Raw genomic sequence first — 19858 nt, 5'->3', positions numbered from 1 at the left:
CTTCAACGGCTAACTGCATGACAGCAAAGCAATTGGCTGGAACTCGGCGCCGATTCCGGCGACCATGGCCCACTCGTTAACGCCAAGCACAACGCAGGAGTCCGCGTGCCGCAACAACAGCCTGATCTGCCTCCCGAACTGCGTCCACTCGCGGAAATGCCCTTGCTCAAACGCCTTGCCGCACGCCTGTTTAACCATGGCTTGACCCGTTTGCGCGCCCAGCATCGGTTTTCCTGGCTGCATGGCCAGGCCGATGGTTTTCGTAGCGGTCACGAGGCGGGCGTGGAATACGGCTACCGCGAAGGCAAGGCCGATGGCATTGAGGAAGGGCGCCAAGTTCTGTTGATCCGCGACTTCCGCCCGGATGAGCACCGTGCGCCTGGGGTAGACGACAGTCTGTTCGATGATTGGCGACTGCCGCTCACTGCCGAATTGAAAAAGCGCATCAAGGCCGACGTGGCGCGCTTGCTGCCGGCCCACGCCCAGCCCAGTGCGGCGCAGTGGAAGATGATTTTCAGCGATACGCCGTCTACCTCAGTGATTGCCGGTGCGGGCGCGGGCAAATCTACTTCGCTGGTACTGCGTATTTTGCTGCTGACCCATTACCTGGGCTTCGAGCTGAGTTCGATGACCGTGGTTACCTTCACTCGGGAGTCGCGCAAGGACTTCATCAACAAGCTCATGGAAGTTCTGAGCGTGTGGGGCCAACCCCTTGGTATCAAGGAAGCCCAGGCAGTGGTGCGCACCTTTCACTCGCGCATCCTGCCGATGGTGCGCAGCCTGCCGGGCTTTGAGCGCTTGCAAGCGTTCGAGAACCTGGGAGCGGGCTTTGACGATGCCGACAGCAACCCGTTCGACCTGCGCATCAATGAAGCTCAGCGCCAGCACATGAATGCCTGCTACCACCGCCTGCATGGCCAGCACGCGCGTTTTCGCGAATTGATCGCACCGTTGGCCCGCCATGGCCTGCAGCTCAAGGAGCTGGAACGCGATCACCCGGATGTGCAGAAGCGTGTGGCGGTGACGGAACTGGCGGCCAAGCGCGATGAAGAGCTCTGCGACGTGATCGAAGACCTGTGGTTTCGTGCGGGGGCCTGGCCGATCAAGGGCATAGAGCCTAACCGCCAGCCGGTGGAGATCAACGGTGCGCAGTTCCATTGCCATGGCTACATTCCCGAGCTGGATGCCTGGGTGGTGCTGGGCTTCGACTCGCGGGAAAACGCCCAGGTCAGCCGGCCGAACTCGAAACTTTCAGTGCGCGCCGAGTGGGCAGTGAAGCGCACCTTGTTTCAAGCTTTCTGCCGTAAACCTTTGATTTGGATCGATAGTTATGAGTCTTCAAAGAGGCTTTTGAGCAGTCTGGCCGGCGATGCCGCTGCCGGGCCTGGCTTTGATTACAAGGTCAAGGGCGAGCTGGCATCGGCGCCGTTGCTGGACAGTTTTGTGACCGCGGCCGGGTTTATCGAAAACCTCGGCCTGGACGTGTCCACCGCAGTGGGCCAGATGAGCTTCGCCAAAGATGACCCGGACCGCTTGTTCTTTGAAGCCCTGAGCATTTTCTGGAAGGCCCTGGAAGACCACTTGCTGGACCAGTCGCCGCCGATCATGACGTACAACCGCATGTTCTCGCTGTTCGGCGAGAACACTCCGGAAAACCTCAAGCTGCTCAGTGATCCGTTGCTGCGGCCGTTGTCGCACCTGATGATCGACGAGTTCCAGGACGTTTCCCCGCAGATCGTTTCCTGGTTGCGCGCCAGCCTGCGCGAGATTCGCAGCCGCGGCCCGGCCATGCATGTAGGGCGCGGTGCCCAGCATTCGTCACTGCTGTGCGTAGGCGATGACTGGCAGTCGATCTACGGCTGGCGTGGCAGTTCGCCCAAATACTTCATGGAGTTCAACAAGGAATTCCCATCGCCGAGCACTACGCGCGTGATGCTGAGTGAGAACTACCGCAGCCATCAACACATCATCGATGCCGCCGAACACATCGTGCGCGCAGCACCGGCAATCCCCGGTAAAAAAGCCAAGGCCAGTGGTGCGCCCAAGGCACTGGTGCCGGTTGCGGTGCTGGAGCGGGATGAGGCGGCTCTAGGGCGGCAGCTGCTTAAGCACTATCAACAGGGCGAAAGCGTGTTAATGCTGTATCGAAAAAGTAGCGATAAGTTATTGATACAAGAACATATTCAGTCTGCACTTAATGTTGATTCTAGCTTGCCGCCGGCCGCTCGCAGACTGAAACAGCTGACCTATCACAGTGCCAAGGGCCTGCAGGCAGATGCGGTATTCCTGTTTGGGGATTGCCAGCATGTCACTCGGTCCCCCTATAAGAACCAGGTATACCGAATGGCTGGCTTGGGCAAGGAAGGTGATAGCGAGCCGTATGACGCTGCGCAAAAAGATGAAGTATTGCGCCTGGCCTATGTGGGCATTACCCGGGCCGTGAGCCATTGCTATTGGTATGTGGAGAAGCCGGAAGGCCAGGCAGTCAATGTGCCCAAGGCGTCAGAACGGGTGGATGGCAAGAAGGCGTTCTTCGACGATCAACGCAATTAGCAGCTGAACGCAGCTCCCAGGCCTGGCACACATCCAAATGTGGGAGCTGGCTTGCCTGCGAAAGCGGTGGGTCAGCCAGCATCTGCAAACGCTGACACACCGCCGTCGCCTGAAAAACGGGCGTCAGGCTCGTAGTGACACGGGCGGCACAAACGCCTCCAGTTCATCCTCCACCGCTTCGATAATCCGCTCCACATCTGCGGCATTCATCACGGTGGCGCAAGGGATGCCGGCGATGGCAATCAGCGTTTCGCCGCTGGCGCGGTCGAACAGGCGCGCCACCATGCTGCCGGGCGCGTCCATGCTGCCCTCGAATCCCATTGGATGAAAGTGCCAGCGCATCAGTTGGCACGCATTCGGGAACGTCACTTTATTCATCTTGCCCACCTTGTTCATTGAGCGCTTCCTTTAGCTCGCGTCAGGGGGCCATGACCTTCACTGGTCGTGGCGTCGAAGGAATAAAAAATAGCACTCGTGGGTGGGCCCAAGGTGAGTTTTTTCGCTCCGTTCGGCGGTTGTTTTCCATAACTATGATGTAGGTCATGTCCTACCGATGGATTGGGCAAAGGGCCATTATCCGGAACTGTCGATTGGCCATTGTCGAAGCCTGTAAAATTCGGCAATCTCCACGGTTTACCCGCCCCAGAGCCGTCCATGCCAAACATCGCTCCAGACGATGATATCCTGCACACCCAAGCCACGGGTGACCTGGTCCTTCGCCACCATCTGTGCTGGCGGCATCGGGATTTGGATGGCGTGATGTCCTACTACCACCCGGACATCCAGTACCACGACTTCTTCCAGAACCGCGTCATCGGCTACGCCGAGTTGCGTGAATACCTGCAAGCCAGTATGCCCCGCGAAGCCGACGAAGCGATTGAGCACACCGACCGTATTCGTGCCGATGGTGACACCGCGTTCATCCAGTACCGCATTACCTTGCGGGGTGGCCAGGGCCTGGTGTCGTTTCGCACCAGTGAAGCGATTACCGTGCGCGATGGGCTGATCTGGCGGGTCAATGAATACGCCTCGCTGGTGCATGAACCACCGGCCCAAGCGATGCGCCCGACGGTCAGCCGCCTGGGCCTGTCGCCCCAGCAGCTGGGGCATATGGCCAATGACTTGCAGCAGTATTTTGAGCGCAAGCAGCCGTATCTGGACCCTGAGCTGGACCTGCAACGCGTATCCAAAGAGTGTGGCTACAGCCGCAATCAGATTTCCTACCTGCTGAACCAGGTGCTGGGGCAAAGTTTCTACCGTTACGTCAACCAGGCCCGCCTTCAGCATTTGCTGGCTGCACTGGACAAGGCCGCGCCGCCGATCAAGGTCGATGACCTGGCGTTTGCTGCCGGTTTCAATTCGTTGTCGGCGTTCTACAGCGCGTTCCGCCAGCACACGGGCCAGTCGCCCAAGGCTTACGTCAAACAAATTTCTTTGCGTGCACGCGCGCAAGACAGCCCCTGACACCGCGCCCTAGGATCCATCCTATCGTAACGAGGGTGGGGAACCGGGCATGCCAGCATGGCGCACTATCAGTTTATGGATGGACCAGTTGGACGACCCGCTCGTGGCGCGGCCATCACTGGAGCATGACCAGGACGTCAACGTGGTCATTATCGGCGCCGGCTACACCGGGCTGTGGACTGCGTACTACCTGAAGCGCCAAGCCCCTGAGCTGAACATTGCGATCATCGAGGCGCAAACCGCCGGCTTCGGTGCGTCGGGGCGCAACGGTGGCTGGCTGATGGGCAACCTGCTGGGAGAGGATCGCCTGTTGGCAGGCCTTGACCCCGAGCAACGGCGCGCCTCGTTTGACCTGTTGCACGGTATTCCCGATGAAGTGGCGCAAGTGCTCACCCGTGAGGGCATCGACTGCGACTACCGCAAGGGCGGCGCGCTGTACTGTGCCGCGCGTTACCCGGAACAGGAAGGCAGCCTGCGCAGCTACCTGGACAAACTCTACGCGCAAGGCCTCACCGAAGCCGATTACCGTTGGCTGACCCCGGAGCAACTGGCCAAACAAATCCGCATCGCCAAACCCTATGGCGGTATCTATGCGCCCCATGTCGCCACCATCAACCCGGCAAAGCTGGTACGCGGCCTGGCGCGGGTGGTGGAGGGCATGGGGGTCAGGATCTACGAAAACACCCCAGCCACCCATTGGCAGTCTGGCCGTGTGCGTACCGCAAAGGCCAGCGTGCGCGCCGCCTGGGTGGTGCCAGCCGTCGAGGGTTACGCCAACACCTTGCCGCCGCTGGGCCGTTACCAATTGCCGGTGCAAAGCCTGATCGTCGCCACCGAGCCATTGCCCGCCAGTACGTGGGACCAAATCGGCCTCAGCCACGGCCAGGCATTTGGTGAGAGCAGCCGTCAGGTGACGTACGGCCAGCGCACCACCGACAACCGCTTGGTGTTCGGCGCCCGTGGCGGCTATCAATTCGCCGGCAAGTTGCGTCACAACTTTGATTTGACTGACAGTGAAGTAGAACTGCGTCGCTACTTGTTCGGCGAACTCTTCCCACAGCTCAGAAACGTGAAGATTACCCATTCCTGGGGCGGCAACCTCGGTATGTCGCGCCAGTTTCGGCCGCACATGCTGTGCGACCACAAGACCGGTATTGCGTTGTCCGGTGGTTATGGCGGGGAGGGCGTGGGCGCCACCAACCTCGGTGGTCGCACCCTGGCCGACTTGATCCTGGGGCGCGACACCGCGCTGACCCACCAACCCTGGGTTATCCATGAGCGCGGCCTGGACGCACTCAAGCCCTGGGAGCCCGAGCCGTGCCGCTGGTTGGGCTACAACGCGATCATTCGCAGTTTCGTCCATGAAGACCAGGTGTTGGCCAATCCCAACACTGCCCCTTGGCGCCGCAAGTTGGCGACAGGCGTGGCCGGGTTCATGGAAGGGTTCATGCACTAAGTTGTTTCACTCACACGGGAAAACCCATGAGCATCACTCAATTCAAAGACACGCTGAATGCCCACCTGCCGGACTCGTCCCCGGTGGCTGTGCCCTTGGGCGAGCCCATCGCCGTGGCCTCGACCTTGAGCGTGGAGCGCACCGACGGCGTCGAAACCGGCATCTGGGAATGCACCCCGGGCCGCTGGCGTCGGCAGATCAAATCCCAGGAGTTTTGCCACTTTATCCAGGGCCGCTGCACCTTCACCCCCGACACCGGTGAAACCGTTCACATAGAAGCCGGCGATGCACTGATGTTGCCGGCCAACAGCACCGGAATCTGGGATATCCAGGAAACCGTGCGCAAGACCTACGTATTGATTCTGTAACGCTTTGATCCTTGATCGCCTGCCATAAAAACAGCCCTAAAACCGCCAGGAAATCGAACCATGAAAGCCATTGCCCTGTTGCCCTTGATGTTGGTGGCCTCTATCAGCCAGGCCGCCGAGACGGTGAAGATCTACAACTGGTCGGACTACATTGCTCCGGACACCACCAAGAACTTCCAGACAGAAACCGGCATCGGTTTCACCTACGACGTGTACGACAGCAATGAAACCCTGGACGGCAAGTTGATGACCGGTAAATCCGGCTACGACGTGGTGTTCCCGTCCAACCATTTTATGGCTCGGCAGATTCAGGGCGGTGCGTTGAAAAAACTCGACAAGAGTCAGTTGCCCAACTGGAAAAACCTCAACCCGGTGCTGCTCAAGGCCCTGGAAAACAACGACCCGGGTAACGCTCATGGTTTCCCGTATCTGTGGGGCAGCACCGGTATTGGCTATAACATCGACAAGGTCAAGGCGGTGCTGGGTGACAACGCCCCTGTGGACTCCTGGGACTTGATCTTCAAGCCCGAGAACATGGCCAAGCTGCAAAAATGCGGCGTGGCGATCCTCGACAACGGCCCGGAACTGCTGCCGGCCGCGCTCAACTATTTGGGCCTGCCGCATCACAGCAAGAAGGCCGAAGACTATAAAAAGGCAGAAGACCTGCTGATGAAAGTGCGGCCGTACGTGGCGTACTTTCACTCTTCGAAATACACCGCTGACCTGGCCAACGGCGATATCTGCGTGGCGGTCGGCTTCTCCGGCGACATCCTGCAAGCCGAAAGCCGCGCCAAGGAAGCCAAGAATGGTGTGAACATCGGCTACAACATTCCCAAGGAAGGCGCGGCCATCTGGTTTGACATGGTTGCCATGCCCGCCGACGCCCCAGATGAAAAAGCCGGCTACGCCTTTATGAACTACCTGCTGCGCCCGGAAGTGATGGCCAGCATTACCAACTACGTGCACTACGCTAACGGCAACAGCGCGGCAGACAGCCTGGTAGACCCGGCAATCAAGGCGGACACCAAGGTCTACCCAAGCCCGGAAATGATGGGCAAATTGTTTGCGCTGGAAGCGATGCCATTGAACATTGACCGGATTCGCACGCGGGTGTGGAACACCATCCGTACCGGTAAATAAGCACGACGCACCGCCCCCTGTGGGAGCGGGCTTGCTCGCGAAGGCGGTGGATCAGTCAATATCTTCGGTGACTGACACACTGTCTTCGCGAGCAAGCCCACTCCCACATTTTTGACCGAGTGAGTCCTGTCTCAGGGGTTTTCGAGGTCATGCCCCAGCGACTGGATAAACAACGAAAACAGCTCCGGTTGCGACGAGATATCCAGTTTCGCGTAAAGATGCCGCCGATGCACTTTCACGGTGTCCGGCGAGATGTTCAAGCGCTCGGCCATGGCCTTGGACGAGAACCCGCGCAACACCAGGCGCGCCACTTCCAGTTCACGTTCCGACAGCACGCCGCAGCCAAAATGACTTAATGCATCGCGTATCTGCGTGTCCATGGCCGGCACACGCTGCGTGCTTTGCTGCCAATGCTGTTGCATCAGCGGCACTACCCAAGTACCCACCATCGTCATCAAGCCGGTTTCTTCGGCAGTGAACCTGCGCTGCATGCCCAGCGACAACGACAGCGTGCCCGCACCCGGCAGTTGCAGGATGAACTGCACCTCGTCTTCCAGCACGTTGTCGTGGAAGTAGTTGAGGTAGTACTCACTCTGGCGAAAATGGTCCGGTGCCACTTCCTCCAGGCGGTAAACGCCACTCACATAACCCTCACGGCACGCCTGGAAAAACGGGTCGAGCAAATACAAGCCATTGAGGTACACCAGCATCGATGCCGGTTTGCTGCTGGGTTGGGCGTCGTATTCTTCCAGGGCCTGGGGCGGGCCCTCCAGCGGATAGTAAATCGCCAGTGCGTTATCGAACGCCAAGCTCTGGTGCAGCAACAACACCAGCTGCTTCCAGAAGTGCTCGGTGCCGATGTGCGCCACGGTGCGGCCCAGGCCCGCGTGCATGCCGACTTCCCGAAACAGGCTCATGTGTCAGGCTCCCGCCAGCAAAAAGATCGCCCAAGCCTTCGGCTTTTGCCGAGTGCCGTCAAGGGGGAGTACGCCAATAGGGGAATTGGCTGACAAGCCCCCGTTCGTTAACGTCGGCATCATTCAACGGGAAATATATCCCGGCAAAACACCCTTTTTTCGTTTCTGCCTCACACCAAGAACAACGACAGAGGATAACGATATGAGTGCTTCCCCCGCGCCCGACGGCGTATTGAAACCCACCCTGAGCGTCTTCGATGTAGTGGCCATTACCGTTTCGGCGGTGACCCCAGCCAGTTCTGTGTTCGTCATCGCGCCGTTTGCCATCCAGCAGGCCGGCAGTGGCGTGTTCCTGGCGTTTGTCATGGCGGGCCTGCTGGCGCTGATGTTCGCGTTTTGCTACGCCGAACTGGGCCGCGCCCACAACAGCGCTGGCGGTGAATACGTATACGCCAAGCGTGTATTTGGCGGCATGGCTGGTTATGCGACCTTTCTGACAGTCCTGGTGATGCTGCTGTTTATCCCGCCGGTGCTGGCCACGGGGGCGGCGACCTATTTGAACAACGCCCTCGGCACTAAATTCGACTCACAAACCGTCGCCCTGGTCATCGTGGTGTGCAGCTACGCCCTGGGCATCCTCAATATCAAGCTGAATGCCTGGATCACCGGCACCTGCCTGCTGCTGGAAGTGGCGGCGTTGCTGGTGATCGTGTACCTGGGCTTCGGTAACCCGATGCAACCGGCCAGTGTGCTGTTCGAGCCGCAGATCGTCGAAAACGGTGTGCTGCACGCGGCGCCGTGGGCTCTGGTGATTGGTGCGGTAGGTATCGGTTTGTTTTCCTACAATGGCTATGGCCCGGCGGTGCTGCTGGCTGAAGACATGAAGTGCGGCGGCAAAGGCGTGCACAAGGCCGTGCTGTGGTCGCTGGGGTTGGTGGTGATCATCGAATTGGTGCCGATCACCGCGCTGTTGATCGGCGCGCCGTCGCTGAGCGAGATGATCGCCAGCCCGGACCCCATTGGTTACCTGCTGACCAGCCATGGCAATGAAACCCTGTCGCGCCTGGTCAGTGCTGGGATCTTTCTGTCGGTATTCAACGCCATCGTCGCCATCGTGATCCAGATCGGCCGAGTGGTGTTCAGCAGCGGCCGCGATGCGCTGTGGACGCCGAGCATCAATAAAATCTTCACCCGTATTCACCCGCGCTGGGATTCACCGTGGTTGGCTACGCTGTTCCTGGCGATCCCTTCGGCGCTGCTGAGTTTCAGCTCCAACCTCGCCGACCTGACCTCGTTCAGCGTATTGCTGATCATGCTGGTGTACCTGGTGGTGGCGTCAAGCGCGTTGATGAGCCGCGTGCTGCTGCGCGACCGTGAGCACCCGTATCGCATGCCGTTGTGGCCGCTGCCGGCGTTGATCGCGGTATTGGGCGCGGGTTATTTGCTGGTGACCCTGGTGGCGGCAGCCTCGATCAGGGACATCATGATCATCATCGGCTTGCTGGCCCTGTCGGTGATTTTGTATTGCATCAGCGGCCGGTTCAGTCCGGTCTTCCAGAAATTGTAAGGAGTGGTTATGCGCGCACGTCAATTGGGCATCACGTTGGGGCTGGGCACGCCTGGTGAATTGAACGCCATCACCGATGTGCCGGGCGTACGGGTCGGTCACAGCACGCTCAAGACCCGTATCGACGGCAAGCAGGTGCGTACCGGCGTCAGCGTGATCCAGCCGCGTGCCGGCGAGGCGCGGCAGCAGCCGTGCTTTGCCGGCTACCACGTACTCAATGGTAACGGCGATGCCACCGGCCTTGAGTGGATCAACGAAGCGGGGCTGCTGACCACACCGTTGGCCATCACCAATACCCATAGCGTCGGCATTGTGCGCGACACCTTGATTGCCCTGGAGCGCGAGCGCCTGGCGGACCCGTCGGTGTATTGGTGCATGCCAGTGGTCATGGAAACCTACGATGGCCTGCTCAATGATATCTGGGGCCAGCACGTGGGGCCGGAGCATGTGCGCGAAGCCTTGGGCAGTGCCGAATCCGGCCCGGTGCAAGAGGGCGCTGTGGGCGGCGGCACCGGGATGATCTGCCACGAGTTCAAAGGGGGAATCGGCACGGCGTCGCGGCGCCTTTCGGCAGAGCAGGGCGGCTGGACCGTCGGCGTGCTGGTGCAGGCCAACCATGGCAAGCGCCAGGAGTTGCGAGTCGATGGCTACCCGGTGGGCCGCCAACTGATGGACATTCCCTCGCCGTTCGCCGAGCGCGGCACGCCGGGCATGGGCTCCATCGTGGTGATCATCGCCACGGATGCGCCGTTGCTACCGCATCAATGCAAGCGGCTGGCACAACGCGCGTCCATTGGCATCGCCCGCACGGGCGGCGGCACCGAGGACTCCAGCGGCGACCTGTTCCTGGCCTTCGCCACTGGCAACCAGGACTTGCCGCCGGCGGATTACGGGCGCAAGGGGCTGCCGTTCAGCAGTGCTCTGCAGATGGTCAATAACGACCACATTTCCCCGCTGTTCAGTGCGGCGGCGGAAGCGGTGGAAGAGGCGATCATCAACGCGATCCTGGCAGGTGAGGACATGCTCACCGATGACGGTGTGCGGGTACCTGGCCTGAACGGTGAAGTGATGCTGGAGGCATTGCACGCGTGTGGATGGAACGTGTCCCGGTAATAGGGGACAACGCTAACTATTACTGTAACTAGTGGCTGTTTAATGTTGCCAATGGCACCGTGGCAATATATTGGATCCATTAATAATGGCGCGCCGCTCAAGTTGAGCGGCATTAACGTTATTTAATATTTAAATAAGTACTGCTTGTTTTTTGTCGGACAAAATCTCGTGCACCCAATAAACACGGACTGCACTCTGCTTAGTTAGTGCTCACCTCAGTTTTTTGCGCCGGAAAAGATGTAGACGAAAGATTTCAAGTTGTGTCAGTTTTCTTACGCCTTCAAAAGAGGCGAGTGATAGGACGATCTCGCCCGCGGGGTTCCTATCGATAAAAGACTGATGCACTTGCAAACAAGGAAGTACGTTTATGTCAAAAGTAAAAGACCAGGCTATTGTGTCGGCGGCGCAAGCCAGCACCGCTTACTCGCAAATCGATAGCTTTAGCCATTTGTATGACCGTGGCGGCAATCTCACGATCAATGGCAAACCGTCCTACTCCGTCGACCAGGTGGCTACCCAGCTGCTGCGTGACGGTGCCGCCTACCGGGACTTTGATGGCAACGGCAAGATCGACCTGACCTACACCTTCCTGACCTCGGCGTCGTCCAGCACCCTGAACAAACATGGCATCTCGGGCTTCAGCCAGTTCAGCGCACAGCAGAAAGCGCAGGCCGCGCTGGCCATGCAGTCCTGGGCGGATGTGGCCAACGTCACCTTCACCGAAAAGGCCAGCGGCGGTGATGCCCACATGACCTTCGGCAACTACAGCGGTGGCCAGGACGGCGCGGCGGCTTTCGCCTACCTGCCCGGTACCGGTGCGGGTTACGACGGCACGTCGTGGTACCTGACCAACAGCAGCTACACGCCGAACAAAACCCCGGACCTGAATAACTATGGCCGGCAAACCCTCACCCACGAAATCGGCCACACCCTGGGGCTGGCTCACCCTGGCGACTACAACGCCGGGAACGGCAACCCGACCTACAGCGACGCGACCTATGGACAGGACACGCGCGGCTACAGCGTCATGAGCTACTGGAGCGAGAGCAACACCAACCAGAACTTCAGCAAGGGTGGAGTCGAAGCCTACGCCTCCGGCCCGCTGATCGACGACATCGCGGCGATCCAGAAGCTCTACGGCGCCAACTACAACACCCGCGCCGGCGATACCACCTACGGTTTCAACTCCAACACCGGGCGCGACTTCTACAGCGCCACCTCCAATGCCGACAAGCTGGTGTTCTCGGTGTGGGACGGCGGTGGCAATGACACCCTGGACTTCTCCGGCTTTACCCAAAACCAGAAGATCAACCTCAATGAGGCGTCGTTCTCCGACGTGGGCGGCCTGGTAGGCAACGTGTCCATCGCCAAGGGCGTGACGGTCGAGAACGCCTTTGGCGGCTCGGGTAATGACCTGATCATCGGCAACAACGCGGCCAACGTGATCAAGGGCGGTGCCGGCAACGACATCATCTACGGCGGCGGCGGTGCGGACCAACTGTGGGGCGGCGCAGGCAACGACACCTTCGTGTACGGTGCCAGTTCCGACTCCGCGCCAGGGGCGGCGGACAAGATCTTTGACTTCACCTCGGGCTCGGACAAGATCGACTTGTCCGGCATCACCAAGGGCGCGGGACTGACCTTCGTCAATGCCTTCACCGGGCATGCTGGCGATGCTGTACTGACCTACACCGCAGGCACCAACCTGGGCACCTTGGCGGTAGACTTCTCCGGGCACGGCGTGGCGGACTTCCTCGTCACCACCGTTGGCCAGGCAGCGGTCAGCGACATCGTGGCGTGATGCAAAAGCGCGGCGTTTCGGCGCCGCGCTTCTGGGAAGGAGCGTGAAGATGCAACGTTTTTTCAATTTGATCACCCGCGTATCGCAGGTGATGTTCGTGTCGGCAGGAGCCCACGTTATGGCCAGCAGTCTTGTTTTACCCACCAGCGCTCAATTGGCGGGGCATTGGCAATTGCACCAGCAGGGGCAAGTCTGCGCCCTCGATTTGTTGGAGCAGGCCAATGCCCTCGGCGGCGATGTGGCCTGCGCCGAACAATGGCTGGGGGACAAACCCCTGAGCTGGTCGCCGACCCCGGACGGCATCTGGCTGATGAATGCCGAAGGCACTGGCATTACGCACTTGAATCGCCAGAAAAACGGTGAATACCAAGGGCGCACACCCTCCGGTGATGCAGTGGTATTGCAACGCGCACCTTAGTTGCCCGTTATAACGCTATAACCCGATGTATTAGTTGACCGTCCCTTATCAGGGGCGCGGGCAACTATTGCGTGTGATTTGGTTCAAGGAAGATCGAACACTATGGCCAGGCCGCCGTTATTCAAAGCACTGGGTGAATACAAGAGCATCTTGATCAGTGTCGGTTGTTTTACTGCGCTGATTAACCTGTTGATGCTGGTGCCCTCTATTTACATGCTGCAAGTCTATGACCGCGTACTGTCCTCCCAGAATGAAACAACGCTGATGATGTTGACGTTGATGGTCGTCGGCTTTTTTGCGTTTATTGGCACGCTGGAAGTGATCCGCAGTTTTATCGTGATCCGCATCGGCAGCCAGTTGGAGCGGCGCTTCAACTTACGCGTCTACAAAGCCGCGTTCGAGCGCAACTTGCAGCGTGGCCAGGGACACGCCGGGCAATCCTTGGGCGACCTGACTCATATTCGTCAATTCATCACCGGGCCTGCGCTGTTCGCGTTTTTTGATGCGCCGTGGTTTCCCATCTATTTGCTGCTGATCTTCCTGTTCAACGTGTGGCTGGGCGTGCTCGCCACCACCGGGGCCGTTTTGCTGATCGGCTTGGCGTGCCTCAACGAATACCTGACCAAAAAGCCCCTGGGCGAAGCCAGCGGTTATTCCCAACAATCCACTCAACTGGCCACCAGCCACTTGCACAACGCCGAGACCATCCAGGCGATGGGCATGCTCGGTGCGTTGCGCAAACGCTGGTTTGCCGTGCACTCGCGGTTTCTCGGGTTGCAGAACCAGGCCAGCGACACCGGTTCGGTGATCACCGCCCTGAGCAAATCCCTGCGGCTGTGCTTGCAGTCCTTGGTGCTGGGGCTGGGTGCGTTGCTGGTGATCAAGGGCGATATGACGGCCGGGATGATGATTGCCGGTTCCATCCTGATGGGCCGTGTATTGAGCCCCATCGACCAGTTGATTGCGGTGTGGAAGCAGTGGAGTGCGGCAAAGCTGGCCTACCAGCGGTTGGACGCTTTGCTGCGCGAATTCCCGCCGGAAGCCGAACAGATGAAACTGCCGGCGCCCAGGGGCCAGGTCAGTTTTGAACAGGTCAGCGCGGGCCCGCCGGGGCGGCGAGTGGCGACCTTGCACCACGTCAGTTTCAGCCTCGGCGCCGGTGAAGTGCTGGGCGTACTCGGTGCGTCGGGCTCCGGCAAGTCGACCCTGGCCCGCGTACTGGTAGGCGTATGGCCGACGTTGTCCGGCACCGTGCGCCTGGACGGTGCGGATGTTCATCGCTGGGACCGCGACGACCTCGGCCCGCATATCGGCTACCTGCCCCAGGACATCGAATTGTTCAGTGGCAGCATCGCCGACAACATTGCGCGCTTTCGCGAGGCGGACCCGGACCTGGTGGTCAAGGCCGCGCAACAAGCCGGTGTGCACGAATTGATCCTGCGGCTACCCCACGGCTACGACACCGTCCTGGGCGATAACGGCGCGGGACTGTCCGGTGGACAGAAACAACGGGTGGCCCTGGCCCGTGCTCTGTACGGCGGCCCGCGCTTGATTGTGCTGGACGAGCCCAACTCCAACCTCGACACCGTCGGTGAAGCCGCATTGGCCAGCGCCATCGTGCAGATGAAAGCCCAGGGCAGCACGGTGGTGCTGGTTACTCATCGCTCGGCGGCATTGGCTCAGGCCGACAAGTTGATGGTCCTGAACGAAGGCCATCTACAGGCCTACGGACCGAGCCAGGAGGTGCTGCGGGCGTTGTCCGGGCAGCGCGAACAACCGCCCCAAGCAAGGATGCCAGCATGACTCACGAACAACACGACGCGCGTTTTTTTGCGCGCATGGGCTGGTTGCTGACGGTGGTTGGCGCTGGCGGTTTTTTCCTGTGGGCCAGTTTGGCACCGTTGGACCAAGGCATTCCGGTGCAGGGCACGGTGGTGGTCTCGGGCAAGCGAAAGGCGGTGCAAACCCTAAGCCCCGGCGTGGTCAGACGCATCCTGGTGAAGGAGGGCGAAACCGTCACGCAAGGCCAGGCGTTGTTTCGCCTCGACCAAACCCGGCACCAGGCTGATGTGCAATCGCTGCAGGCGCAGTACCGCATGGCCTGGGCCAGCGTGGCGCGCTGGCAGAGCGAGCGTGATAACCGCACCGGCATTACATTTCCGGTCGAGCTCAGCGCCAATCCCGATCCTGCGCTGGCGTCGGTGCTGGAAGGGCAGCGCCAACTGTTCAGCAGCCGCCGCGAGGCCTTTGCCCGTGAGCAGGCCGGGATTCGCGCCAGTATCGACGGTGCCACCGCGCAACTGGGCGGCATGCGCCGTGCCCGTAGCGACCTGACGGCCCAGGCCCAGTCCCTGCGCGATCAACTCGGCAACCTGCAACCCTTGGCCGACAACGGCTACATCCCGCGTAACCGGCTGATGGAGTACCAGCGCCAGCTGTCCCAGGTGCAACAGGACCTGGCACAGAACACCGGCGAAAGTGGCCGGGTAGAGCAGGGCATTCTGGAGTCGCGGCTCAAGTTGCAGCAACACAGCGAGGAGTATCAAAAGGAAGTGCGCAGCCTGTTGGCCGATGCGCAGTTGCGCAGCCTGACCCTGGAGCAACAACTGACCTCCGCCGGTTTTGATTTGCAACACAGCGAGATCATCGCCCCGGCGGACGGCATTGCGGTCAACCTCAGCGTGCACACCGAGGGCGCGGTGGTGCGCGCTGGCGAGACATTGCTGGAGATCGTGCCGCAGGGCACACGCCTGGAAGTAGAAGGGCATCTGCCGGTGCATTTGGTGGACAAGGTCGGCACCCAGTTGCCGGTGGACATTCTGTTCACGGCGTTCAACCAGAGTCGCACGCCACGGGTAGCGGGGCAGGTGAGCCTGGTTTCTGCCGACCAGATGATCGATGAAAAAACCGGCGCGCCGTATTACGTATTGCGCACCACCGTGAGCGAGTCCGCACTGGAAAAACTCCAAGGCCTGGTGATCAAGCCCGGCATGCCCGCCGAGATGTTTGTGCGCACCGGTGAGCGCTCGTTGCTCAACTACTTGTTCAAGCCGCTGCTGGATCGTGCCGGCTCCGCGTTGACCGAGGAATGAACATGAAACCTGTGTTTATCGCCTTGCTCCTGACCTGTGTGAACGCCCAGGCCGCCATGGGCCCGTTCGATGTGTACGAGCAAGCGCTGCGTAATGACCCGGTGTTCCTCGGCGCCATCAAGGAGCGCGACGCTGGCCTGGAAAACCGCGCCATCGGGCGTGCCGGGCTGCTGCCCAAGCTGTCCTACAACTACAACAAGGGCCGCAACAATTCCCAGGCCACGTTGCCCGATGGGCGCGGTGGCAGTTACCACGACGACCGCAACTACAACAGCTACGGCTCCACCTTCAGCCTGCAACAGCCGCTGTTCGACTACGAAGCCTATGCCAACTACCGCAAGGGCGTGGCCCAGGCACTGTTTGCCGATGAAAGCTTTCGCGACAAGAGCCAGGCGTTGTTGGTGCGCGTGCTGACCTACTACACGCAGGCGTTGTTCGCCCAGGACCAGATTGACATCGCCCGCGCCAAAAAGAAGGCCTTCGAACAACAGTTCCAGCAGAACCAGCACCTGTTCCAACAGGGCGAGGGCACCCGCACCGATATTCTCGAAGCGGAGTCGCGCTACGAACTGGCCACGGCCGAGGAGATCCAGGCACTGGATGAACAGGACGCCTCGTTGAGGGAGTTGGGCGCCTTGATCGGCGTGCCCAGTGTGGACATCCATGACTTGGCGCCGCTGAATCAAGGCTTCGCCGCGTTCACCTTGACCCCGGCCAATTACGACACCTGGCATGAGCTGGCGATCAGCAACAACCCGACGCTGGCCTCCCAACGCCAGGCCCTGGAAGTGGCGCGCTTTGAGGTGGAACGCAACCGCGCCGGGCATTTGCCCAAGGTCACGGCGTATGCCAGCTCGCGCCAGCAGGAGTCCGACAGCGGCAACACCTACAACCAACGCTACGACACCAACACCATAGGTGTGGAAGTCAGCCTGCCGCTGTACGCCGGTGGTGGCATCTCGGCCTCCACCCGCCAGGCCAGCCGCGCCATGGAACAGGCCGAATATGAGTTGGAGGGCAAGACGCGCGAAACCTTGATCGAATTGCGCCGCCAGTTCAGCGCCTGCCTGTCGGGGGTGAGCAAGTTGCGCGCTTATCAAAAGGCATTGACCTCCGCCGAAGCGCTGGTGGTGTCGACCCGGCAAAGCATCCTGGGTGGCGAGCGCGTGAACCTGGATGCGCTTAACGCCGAGCAGCAGCTCTACAGCACCCGCCGCGACCTGGCGCAGGCGCGTTATGACTATTTGATGGCCTGGACCAAATTGCACTACTACGCCGGCAACCTGCGCGACACCGATTTGGCCAAGGTGGATGAAGCGTTTGGTGCGCCGCAACGATAATTACGGACGCAGAGCGTCCTGGGCAGCATTCCCACGCAGAGCGTGGGAACGATCAGAGAGGCACTACCATGGGAATCTTTGACTATAAAAACCTCGGCAGCGAGGGCTCCAAAGCGTTGTTTGCCGATGCCATGGCAATCACGTTGTACAGCTATCACAACCTGGATAACGGCTTTGCCGTGGGCTACCAACACAATGGCCTGGGCCTGGGTTTGCCGGCGACGTTGGTGGGGGCGCTGCTGGGCAGCACGGATTCTCAAGGGGTGATACCGGGCATTCCCTGGAACCCGGATTCGGAAAAAGCCGCCCTGGAGGCCGTGCAAAAAGCCGGTTGGACGCCCATCAGCGCCAGCGCCTTGGGGTATGGCGGCAAGGTTGATGCACGGGGCACGTTCTTCGGCGAAAAGGCCGGCTACACCACCGCGCAAGTGGAGGTGCTGGGCAAGTACGATGACGCGGGGAAACTGCTGGAGATCGGCATTGGTTTTCGCGGCACCTCCGGGCCGAGGGAAAGCCTGATCAGCGACTCCATCGGCGACCTGGTGAGTGACCTGCTGGCGGCACTGGGGCCCAAGGATTACGCAAAGAACTACGCGGGCGAAGCCTTTGGTGGGCTGCTTAAAAGCGTCGCCGACTATGCCATTGGCCATGGCTTGAGCGGCAAGGACATAGTGGTCAGCGGCCATAGCCTGGGCGGCCTGGCGGTCAATAGCATGGCCGATTTAAGTACTGATCAATGGTCAGGGTTCTACAAGGATGCGAACTATGTCGCCTATGCCTCGCCGACCCAGAGCGCAGGCGACAAGGTGCTTAACATCGGTTATGAAAACGACCCGGTATTCCGCGCGCTGGACGGTTCATCCTTCAACCTGTCGTCCTTGGGCGTACACGACAAACCCCATGAGTCGACCACCGACAATATCGTCAGCTTCAACGACCACTACGCCTCGACGCTGTGGAATGTGCTGCCGTTTTCCATCGCCAACCTGCCGACCTGGATCTCCCATTTACCGACCGGTTATGGCAACGGCCTGACGCGCATCGTTGAGTCCGGTTTCTACGAGCAAATGAGCCGCGACTCCACGGTGATCGTGGCCAACCTGTCCGACCCGGCACGCGCCAACACCTGGGTGCAGGACCTGAACCGCAACGCCGAGCCCCACACAGGCAACACCTTCATCATCGGCAGCGACGGCAACGACCTGATCCAGGGGGGTAAGGGCGCGGATCTTATCGAGGGCGGCAAGGGCAATGACACGATTCGCGACAACAGTGGCCACAACACCTTCCTGTTCAGTGGTCACTTTGGCAACGACCGCATCATTGGCTACCAGCCCACCGACAAGCTGGTGTTCAAGGATGCAGACGGCAGCACCGACCTGCGTGACCACGCCAAAGTGGTCGGCGCCGACACGGTACTCACGTTTGGCGCCGACTCGGTCACGCTGGTGGGCGTCGGCCATGGCGGATTATGGGCCGACGGCGTGGTGATCAGCTGACGCCTCAACGCCAATGCTGTCCCCGCCAGCCGCCCCCGTACGGCCGGTGAGGGTAGCCATAACCGTAATAGTGATGCGGGTAATAGTAGTAAGGCCGAGGCCCGTAGCCCCAGTGGCCGTAATAGATCGGCGGCGGAGGGGGTTGCACCACGATCACCCGCGGAGGCTGGCGGATGATGATGGTGTCGGCAAACACCGGCGCACTCGCCAGGGCAGCCAGGGTCAAGGGAATGAGTAACAGCGCGCGTACCGCTGGGGACAGGCGTGCCATGGCGGTGGTTCTCCGTTCTGCCGCGTTCGAAGATGAAGGCGGCTTACCGGTTAAACGCAGGGTCGATGGGGAATCCTTCGGTGAATAAATCTTCACGTAGCCAGTACTGATGGCGGCGACGGAATGCTGGGGGCTCACACGTTAAAGGCGTACCTGCGAGTTGTTATCGCGCGCTACGTGGGAGGAACTGAACATGTCCCGGCTTCGATTGTTACTGTGCGCCGTGGTGCTGCTGGGGTTGGGTGGGTGTGCGGTGTACCCGGCCTATCCGGGGCCGTGCTGCTACCGGCCGTACTACCACTCGTATTACTACCATCCCTACTATCACCCGTATTACCACCCGTACTACCGGTATTGAATTGTAGTGAGCGGGCTTGTCCCGCGCTGGGCTGCGAAGCGGCCCCAACAAAAAACACCGCGGTCTGTCAGGCAGAACGCGGTGTTTTGTTTAGGGCGGCTTCGCCCCCCAGCGCGGGGCAAGCCCGCTCACTACAGGGCTTACTTTTCCTTGATGACGGTGGCCACATCGGCGGCCTTTACGCGTACCCGCTTGCCGGCGATGTCGGTGAATTCGTAGAAGCCGTCAGCGCTGTTGGTCTTGGGCAGATCCTTGGTCAAATACTGTGTGCCGTTTTGCAGTGTCACCACGGTTTGCGTTGCGCAACCGCTCAAAAACAGAAAAGTGAGTGCAACCAGTGGCAGACCCAAATTCTTCATGTTCATTACCTATACCTTTAACCTTGAAAAATCCCGCGCCAGAGCTGCGGGGTCACAAATTTTACGCCATCGACTTCCCCATCTGATCACTTTTATACAAAAAGTTGCGTGCGCCATTTATCTATTACCGATTGCAACACGG

The 19858-nt window shown here is 60.1% G+C and carries 18 protein-coding genes; 14 read left to right on the top strand and 4 right to left on the bottom strand.

The window, feature by feature from the left end; translation table 11 throughout:
• Positions 1-105: 105 nt before the first annotated feature.
• Positions 106-2553: a UvrD-helicase domain-containing protein gene (locus HF257_RS19870; RefSeq protein WP_185706292.1), complete on the top strand. Its 2448-nt coding sequence runs from the start codon at positions 106-108 to the stop codon at positions 2551-2553.
• Positions 2554-2676: 123 nt separating this feature from the next.
• On the opposite strand, the gene HF257_RS19865 is transcribed toward HF257_RS19870, so the two are convergent.
• Positions 2677-2949: a DUF1652 domain-containing protein gene (locus HF257_RS19865; protein ID WP_185706290.1), complete on the bottom strand. Its 273-nt coding sequence runs from the start codon at positions 2947-2949 to the stop codon at positions 2677-2679.
• A gap of 258 nt (positions 2950-3207) precedes the next feature.
• Between HF257_RS19865 and HF257_RS19860 the strand changes: the two genes are divergently transcribed.
• From HF257_RS19860 to HF257_RS19845, 4 genes are read left to right on the top strand one after another with little or no spacing between them, the layout of a single operon-like run.
• Complete coding sequence (locus HF257_RS19860; RefSeq protein WP_185706288.1) at positions 3208-4017, top strand: helix-turn-helix transcriptional regulator; 810 nt, start codon at positions 3208-3210, stop codon at positions 4015-4017.
• Between the two features lie 49 nt (positions 4018-4066).
• On the top strand, positions 4067-5473 hold the full coding sequence (locus tag HF257_RS19855; RefSeq protein ID WP_185706286.1) for an NAD(P)/FAD-dependent oxidoreductase: 1407 nt from the start codon (positions 4067-4069) through the stop codon (positions 5471-5473).
• A 26-nt stretch (positions 5474-5499) separates the two neighbouring features.
• On the top strand, positions 5500-5841 hold the full coding sequence (locus tag HF257_RS19850; protein WP_135290541.1) for a cupin domain-containing protein: 342 nt from the start codon (positions 5500-5502) through the stop codon (positions 5839-5841).
• Positions 5842-5901: 60 nt separating this feature from the next.
• The gene (locus HF257_RS19845; protein ID WP_185706284.1) at positions 5902-6981 is read left to right on the top strand and encodes a polyamine ABC transporter substrate-binding protein; all 1080 of its coding nucleotides are present in this window, start codon (positions 5902-5904) and stop codon (positions 6979-6981) included.
• A 131-nt stretch (positions 6982-7112) separates the two neighbouring features.
• Here the strand turns inward: HF257_RS19845 and HF257_RS19840 are convergent, their stop codons facing one another.
• Entirely contained in the window at positions 7113-7898 is a 786-nt protein-coding gene (locus HF257_RS19840) for a response regulator transcription factor (RefSeq protein WP_185706282.1), read from the bottom strand.
• 202 nt (positions 7899-8100) lie between these two features.
• On the opposite strand from HF257_RS19840, the gene HF257_RS19835 reads away from it, so the two are divergent.
• The 8 genes from HF257_RS19835 to HF257_RS19800 all read left to right on the top strand — a co-directional run bounded on the left by HF257_RS19835 (position 8101) and on the right by HF257_RS19800 (position 18728).
• On the top strand, positions 8101-9465 hold the full coding sequence (locus HF257_RS19835) for an APC family permease (RefSeq protein ID WP_185706280.1): 1365 nt from the start codon (positions 8101-8103) through the stop codon (positions 9463-9465).
• Between the two features lie 9 nt (positions 9466-9474).
• Positions 9475-10578, top strand: a complete 1104-nt coding sequence (locus HF257_RS19830) for a DmpA family aminopeptidase (RefSeq protein WP_185706278.1) — start codon at positions 9475-9477, stop codon at positions 10576-10578.
• A gap of 367 nt (positions 10579-10945) precedes the next feature.
• Positions 10946-12379 carry a serralysin family metalloprotease gene (locus HF257_RS19825; protein WP_185706276.1) on the top strand — a complete coding sequence of 478 codons (1434 nt, stop codon included), beginning with the start codon at positions 10946-10948 and terminating at the stop codon, positions 12377-12379.
• A 49-nt stretch (positions 12380-12428) separates the two neighbouring features.
• Positions 12429-12797 (top strand): protease inhibitor Inh/omp19 family protein, encoded by a 369-nt coding sequence (locus tag HF257_RS19820; RefSeq protein ID WP_185706274.1) that lies wholly within the window; start codon positions 12429-12431, stop codon positions 12795-12797.
• 102 nt (positions 12798-12899) lie between these two features.
• Complete coding sequence (locus tag HF257_RS19815) at positions 12900-14600, top strand: type I secretion system permease/ATPase (RefSeq protein WP_185706271.1); 1701 nt, start codon at positions 12900-12902, stop codon at positions 14598-14600.
• Positions 14597-15889, top strand: coding sequence for an HlyD family type I secretion periplasmic adaptor subunit (locus HF257_RS19810; protein WP_185706269.1), 1293 nt, complete (start codon positions 14597-14599; stop codon positions 15887-15889). Before HF257_RS19815 ends, HF257_RS19810 begins: the two co-directional genes overlap by 4 nt.
• A 2-nt stretch (positions 15890-15891) precedes the next feature.
• A complete protein-coding gene (locus HF257_RS19805; protein WP_185706267.1) occupies positions 15892-17229 on the top strand; it encodes a TolC family outer membrane protein in 1338 nt (445 codons plus the stop codon).
• 68 nt (positions 17230-17297) lie between these two features.
• Positions 17298-18728 (top strand): polyurethane esterase, encoded by a 1431-nt coding sequence (locus HF257_RS19800; RefSeq protein WP_185706264.1) that lies wholly within the window; start codon positions 17298-17300, stop codon positions 18726-18728.
• A gap of 4 nt (positions 18729-18732) precedes the next feature.
• Here HF257_RS19800 and HF257_RS19795 read toward each other — a convergent pair whose 3' ends face one another.
• Positions 18733-18999, bottom strand: a complete 267-nt coding sequence (locus HF257_RS19795) for a hypothetical protein (RefSeq protein ID WP_185706262.1) — start codon at positions 18997-18999, stop codon at positions 18733-18735.
• A 193-nt stretch (positions 19000-19192) separates the two neighbouring features.
• On the opposite strand from HF257_RS19795, the gene HF257_RS19790 reads away from it, so the two are divergent.
• Positions 19193-19357 (top strand): hypothetical protein, encoded by a 165-nt coding sequence (locus HF257_RS19790; protein ID WP_176998315.1) that lies wholly within the window; start codon positions 19193-19195, stop codon positions 19355-19357.
• Between the two features lie 140 nt (positions 19358-19497).
• Here the strand turns inward: HF257_RS19790 and HF257_RS19785 are convergent, their stop codons facing one another.
• Positions 19498-19722, bottom strand: a complete 225-nt coding sequence (locus tag HF257_RS19785; protein WP_185706260.1) for a YgdI/YgdR family lipoprotein — start codon at positions 19720-19722, stop codon at positions 19498-19500.
• Between the last annotated feature and the right edge of the window lie 136 nt (positions 19723-19858).

The organism is Pseudomonas cremoris (assembly GCF_014230465.1).
Note: the sequence above shows the minus strand (reverse complement) of the source record. Positions and strands in the feature narration are given on the sequence as shown.

What these genes read in the sequence shown, in the direction of transcription:
- HF257_RS19865 (WP_185706290.1), bottom strand. Translation starts at nt 2,949, where the DNA reads ATGAACAAGGTGGGCAAGATGAATAAAGTGACGTTCCCGAATGCGTGC.
- HF257_RS19860 (WP_185706288.1), top strand. Translation starts at nt 3,208, where the DNA reads ATGCCAAACATCGCTCCAGACGATGATATCCTGCACACCCAAGCCACG.
- HF257_RS19855 (WP_185706286.1), top strand. Translation starts at nt 4,067, where the DNA reads ATGCCAGCATGGCGCACTATCAGTTTATGGATGGACCAGTTGGACGAC.
- HF257_RS19850 (WP_135290541.1), top strand. Translation starts at nt 5,500, where the DNA reads ATGAGCATCACTCAATTCAAAGACACGCTGAATGCCCACCTGCCGGAC.
- HF257_RS19845 (WP_185706284.1), top strand. Translation starts at nt 5,902, where the DNA reads ATGAAAGCCATTGCCCTGTTGCCCTTGATGTTGGTGGCCTCTATCAGC.
- HF257_RS19840 (WP_185706282.1), bottom strand. Translation starts at nt 7,898, where the DNA reads ATGAGCCTGTTTCGGGAAGTCGGCATGCACGCGGGCCTGGGCCGCACC.
- HF257_RS19835 (WP_185706280.1), top strand. Translation starts at nt 8,101, where the DNA reads ATGAGTGCTTCCCCCGCGCCCGACGGCGTATTGAAACCCACCCTGAGC.
- HF257_RS19830 (WP_185706278.1), top strand. Translation starts at nt 9,475, where the DNA reads ATGCGCGCACGTCAATTGGGCATCACGTTGGGGCTGGGCACGCCTGGT.
- HF257_RS19825 (WP_185706276.1), top strand. Translation starts at nt 10,946, where the DNA reads ATGTCAAAAGTAAAAGACCAGGCTATTGTGTCGGCGGCGCAAGCCAGC.
- HF257_RS19820 (WP_185706274.1), top strand. Translation starts at nt 12,429, where the DNA reads ATGCAACGTTTTTTCAATTTGATCACCCGCGTATCGCAGGTGATGTTC.
- HF257_RS19815 (WP_185706271.1), top strand. Translation starts at nt 12,900, where the DNA reads ATGGCCAGGCCGCCGTTATTCAAAGCACTGGGTGAATACAAGAGCATC.
- HF257_RS19810 (WP_185706269.1), top strand. Translation starts at nt 14,597, where the DNA reads ATGACTCACGAACAACACGACGCGCGTTTTTTTGCGCGCATGGGCTGG.
- HF257_RS19805 (WP_185706267.1), top strand. Translation starts at nt 15,892, where the DNA reads ATGAAACCTGTGTTTATCGCCTTGCTCCTGACCTGTGTGAACGCCCAG.
- HF257_RS19800 (WP_185706264.1), top strand. Translation starts at nt 17,298, where the DNA reads ATGGGAATCTTTGACTATAAAAACCTCGGCAGCGAGGGCTCCAAAGCG.
- HF257_RS19795 (WP_185706262.1), bottom strand. Translation starts at nt 18,999, where the DNA reads ATGGCACGCCTGTCCCCAGCGGTACGCGCGCTGTTACTCATTCCCTTG.
- HF257_RS19790 (WP_176998315.1), top strand. Translation starts at nt 19,193, where the DNA reads ATGTCCCGGCTTCGATTGTTACTGTGCGCCGTGGTGCTGCTGGGGTTG.
- HF257_RS19785 (WP_185706260.1), bottom strand. Translation starts at nt 19,722, where the DNA reads ATGAACATGAAGAATTTGGGTCTGCCACTGGTTGCACTCACTTTTCTG.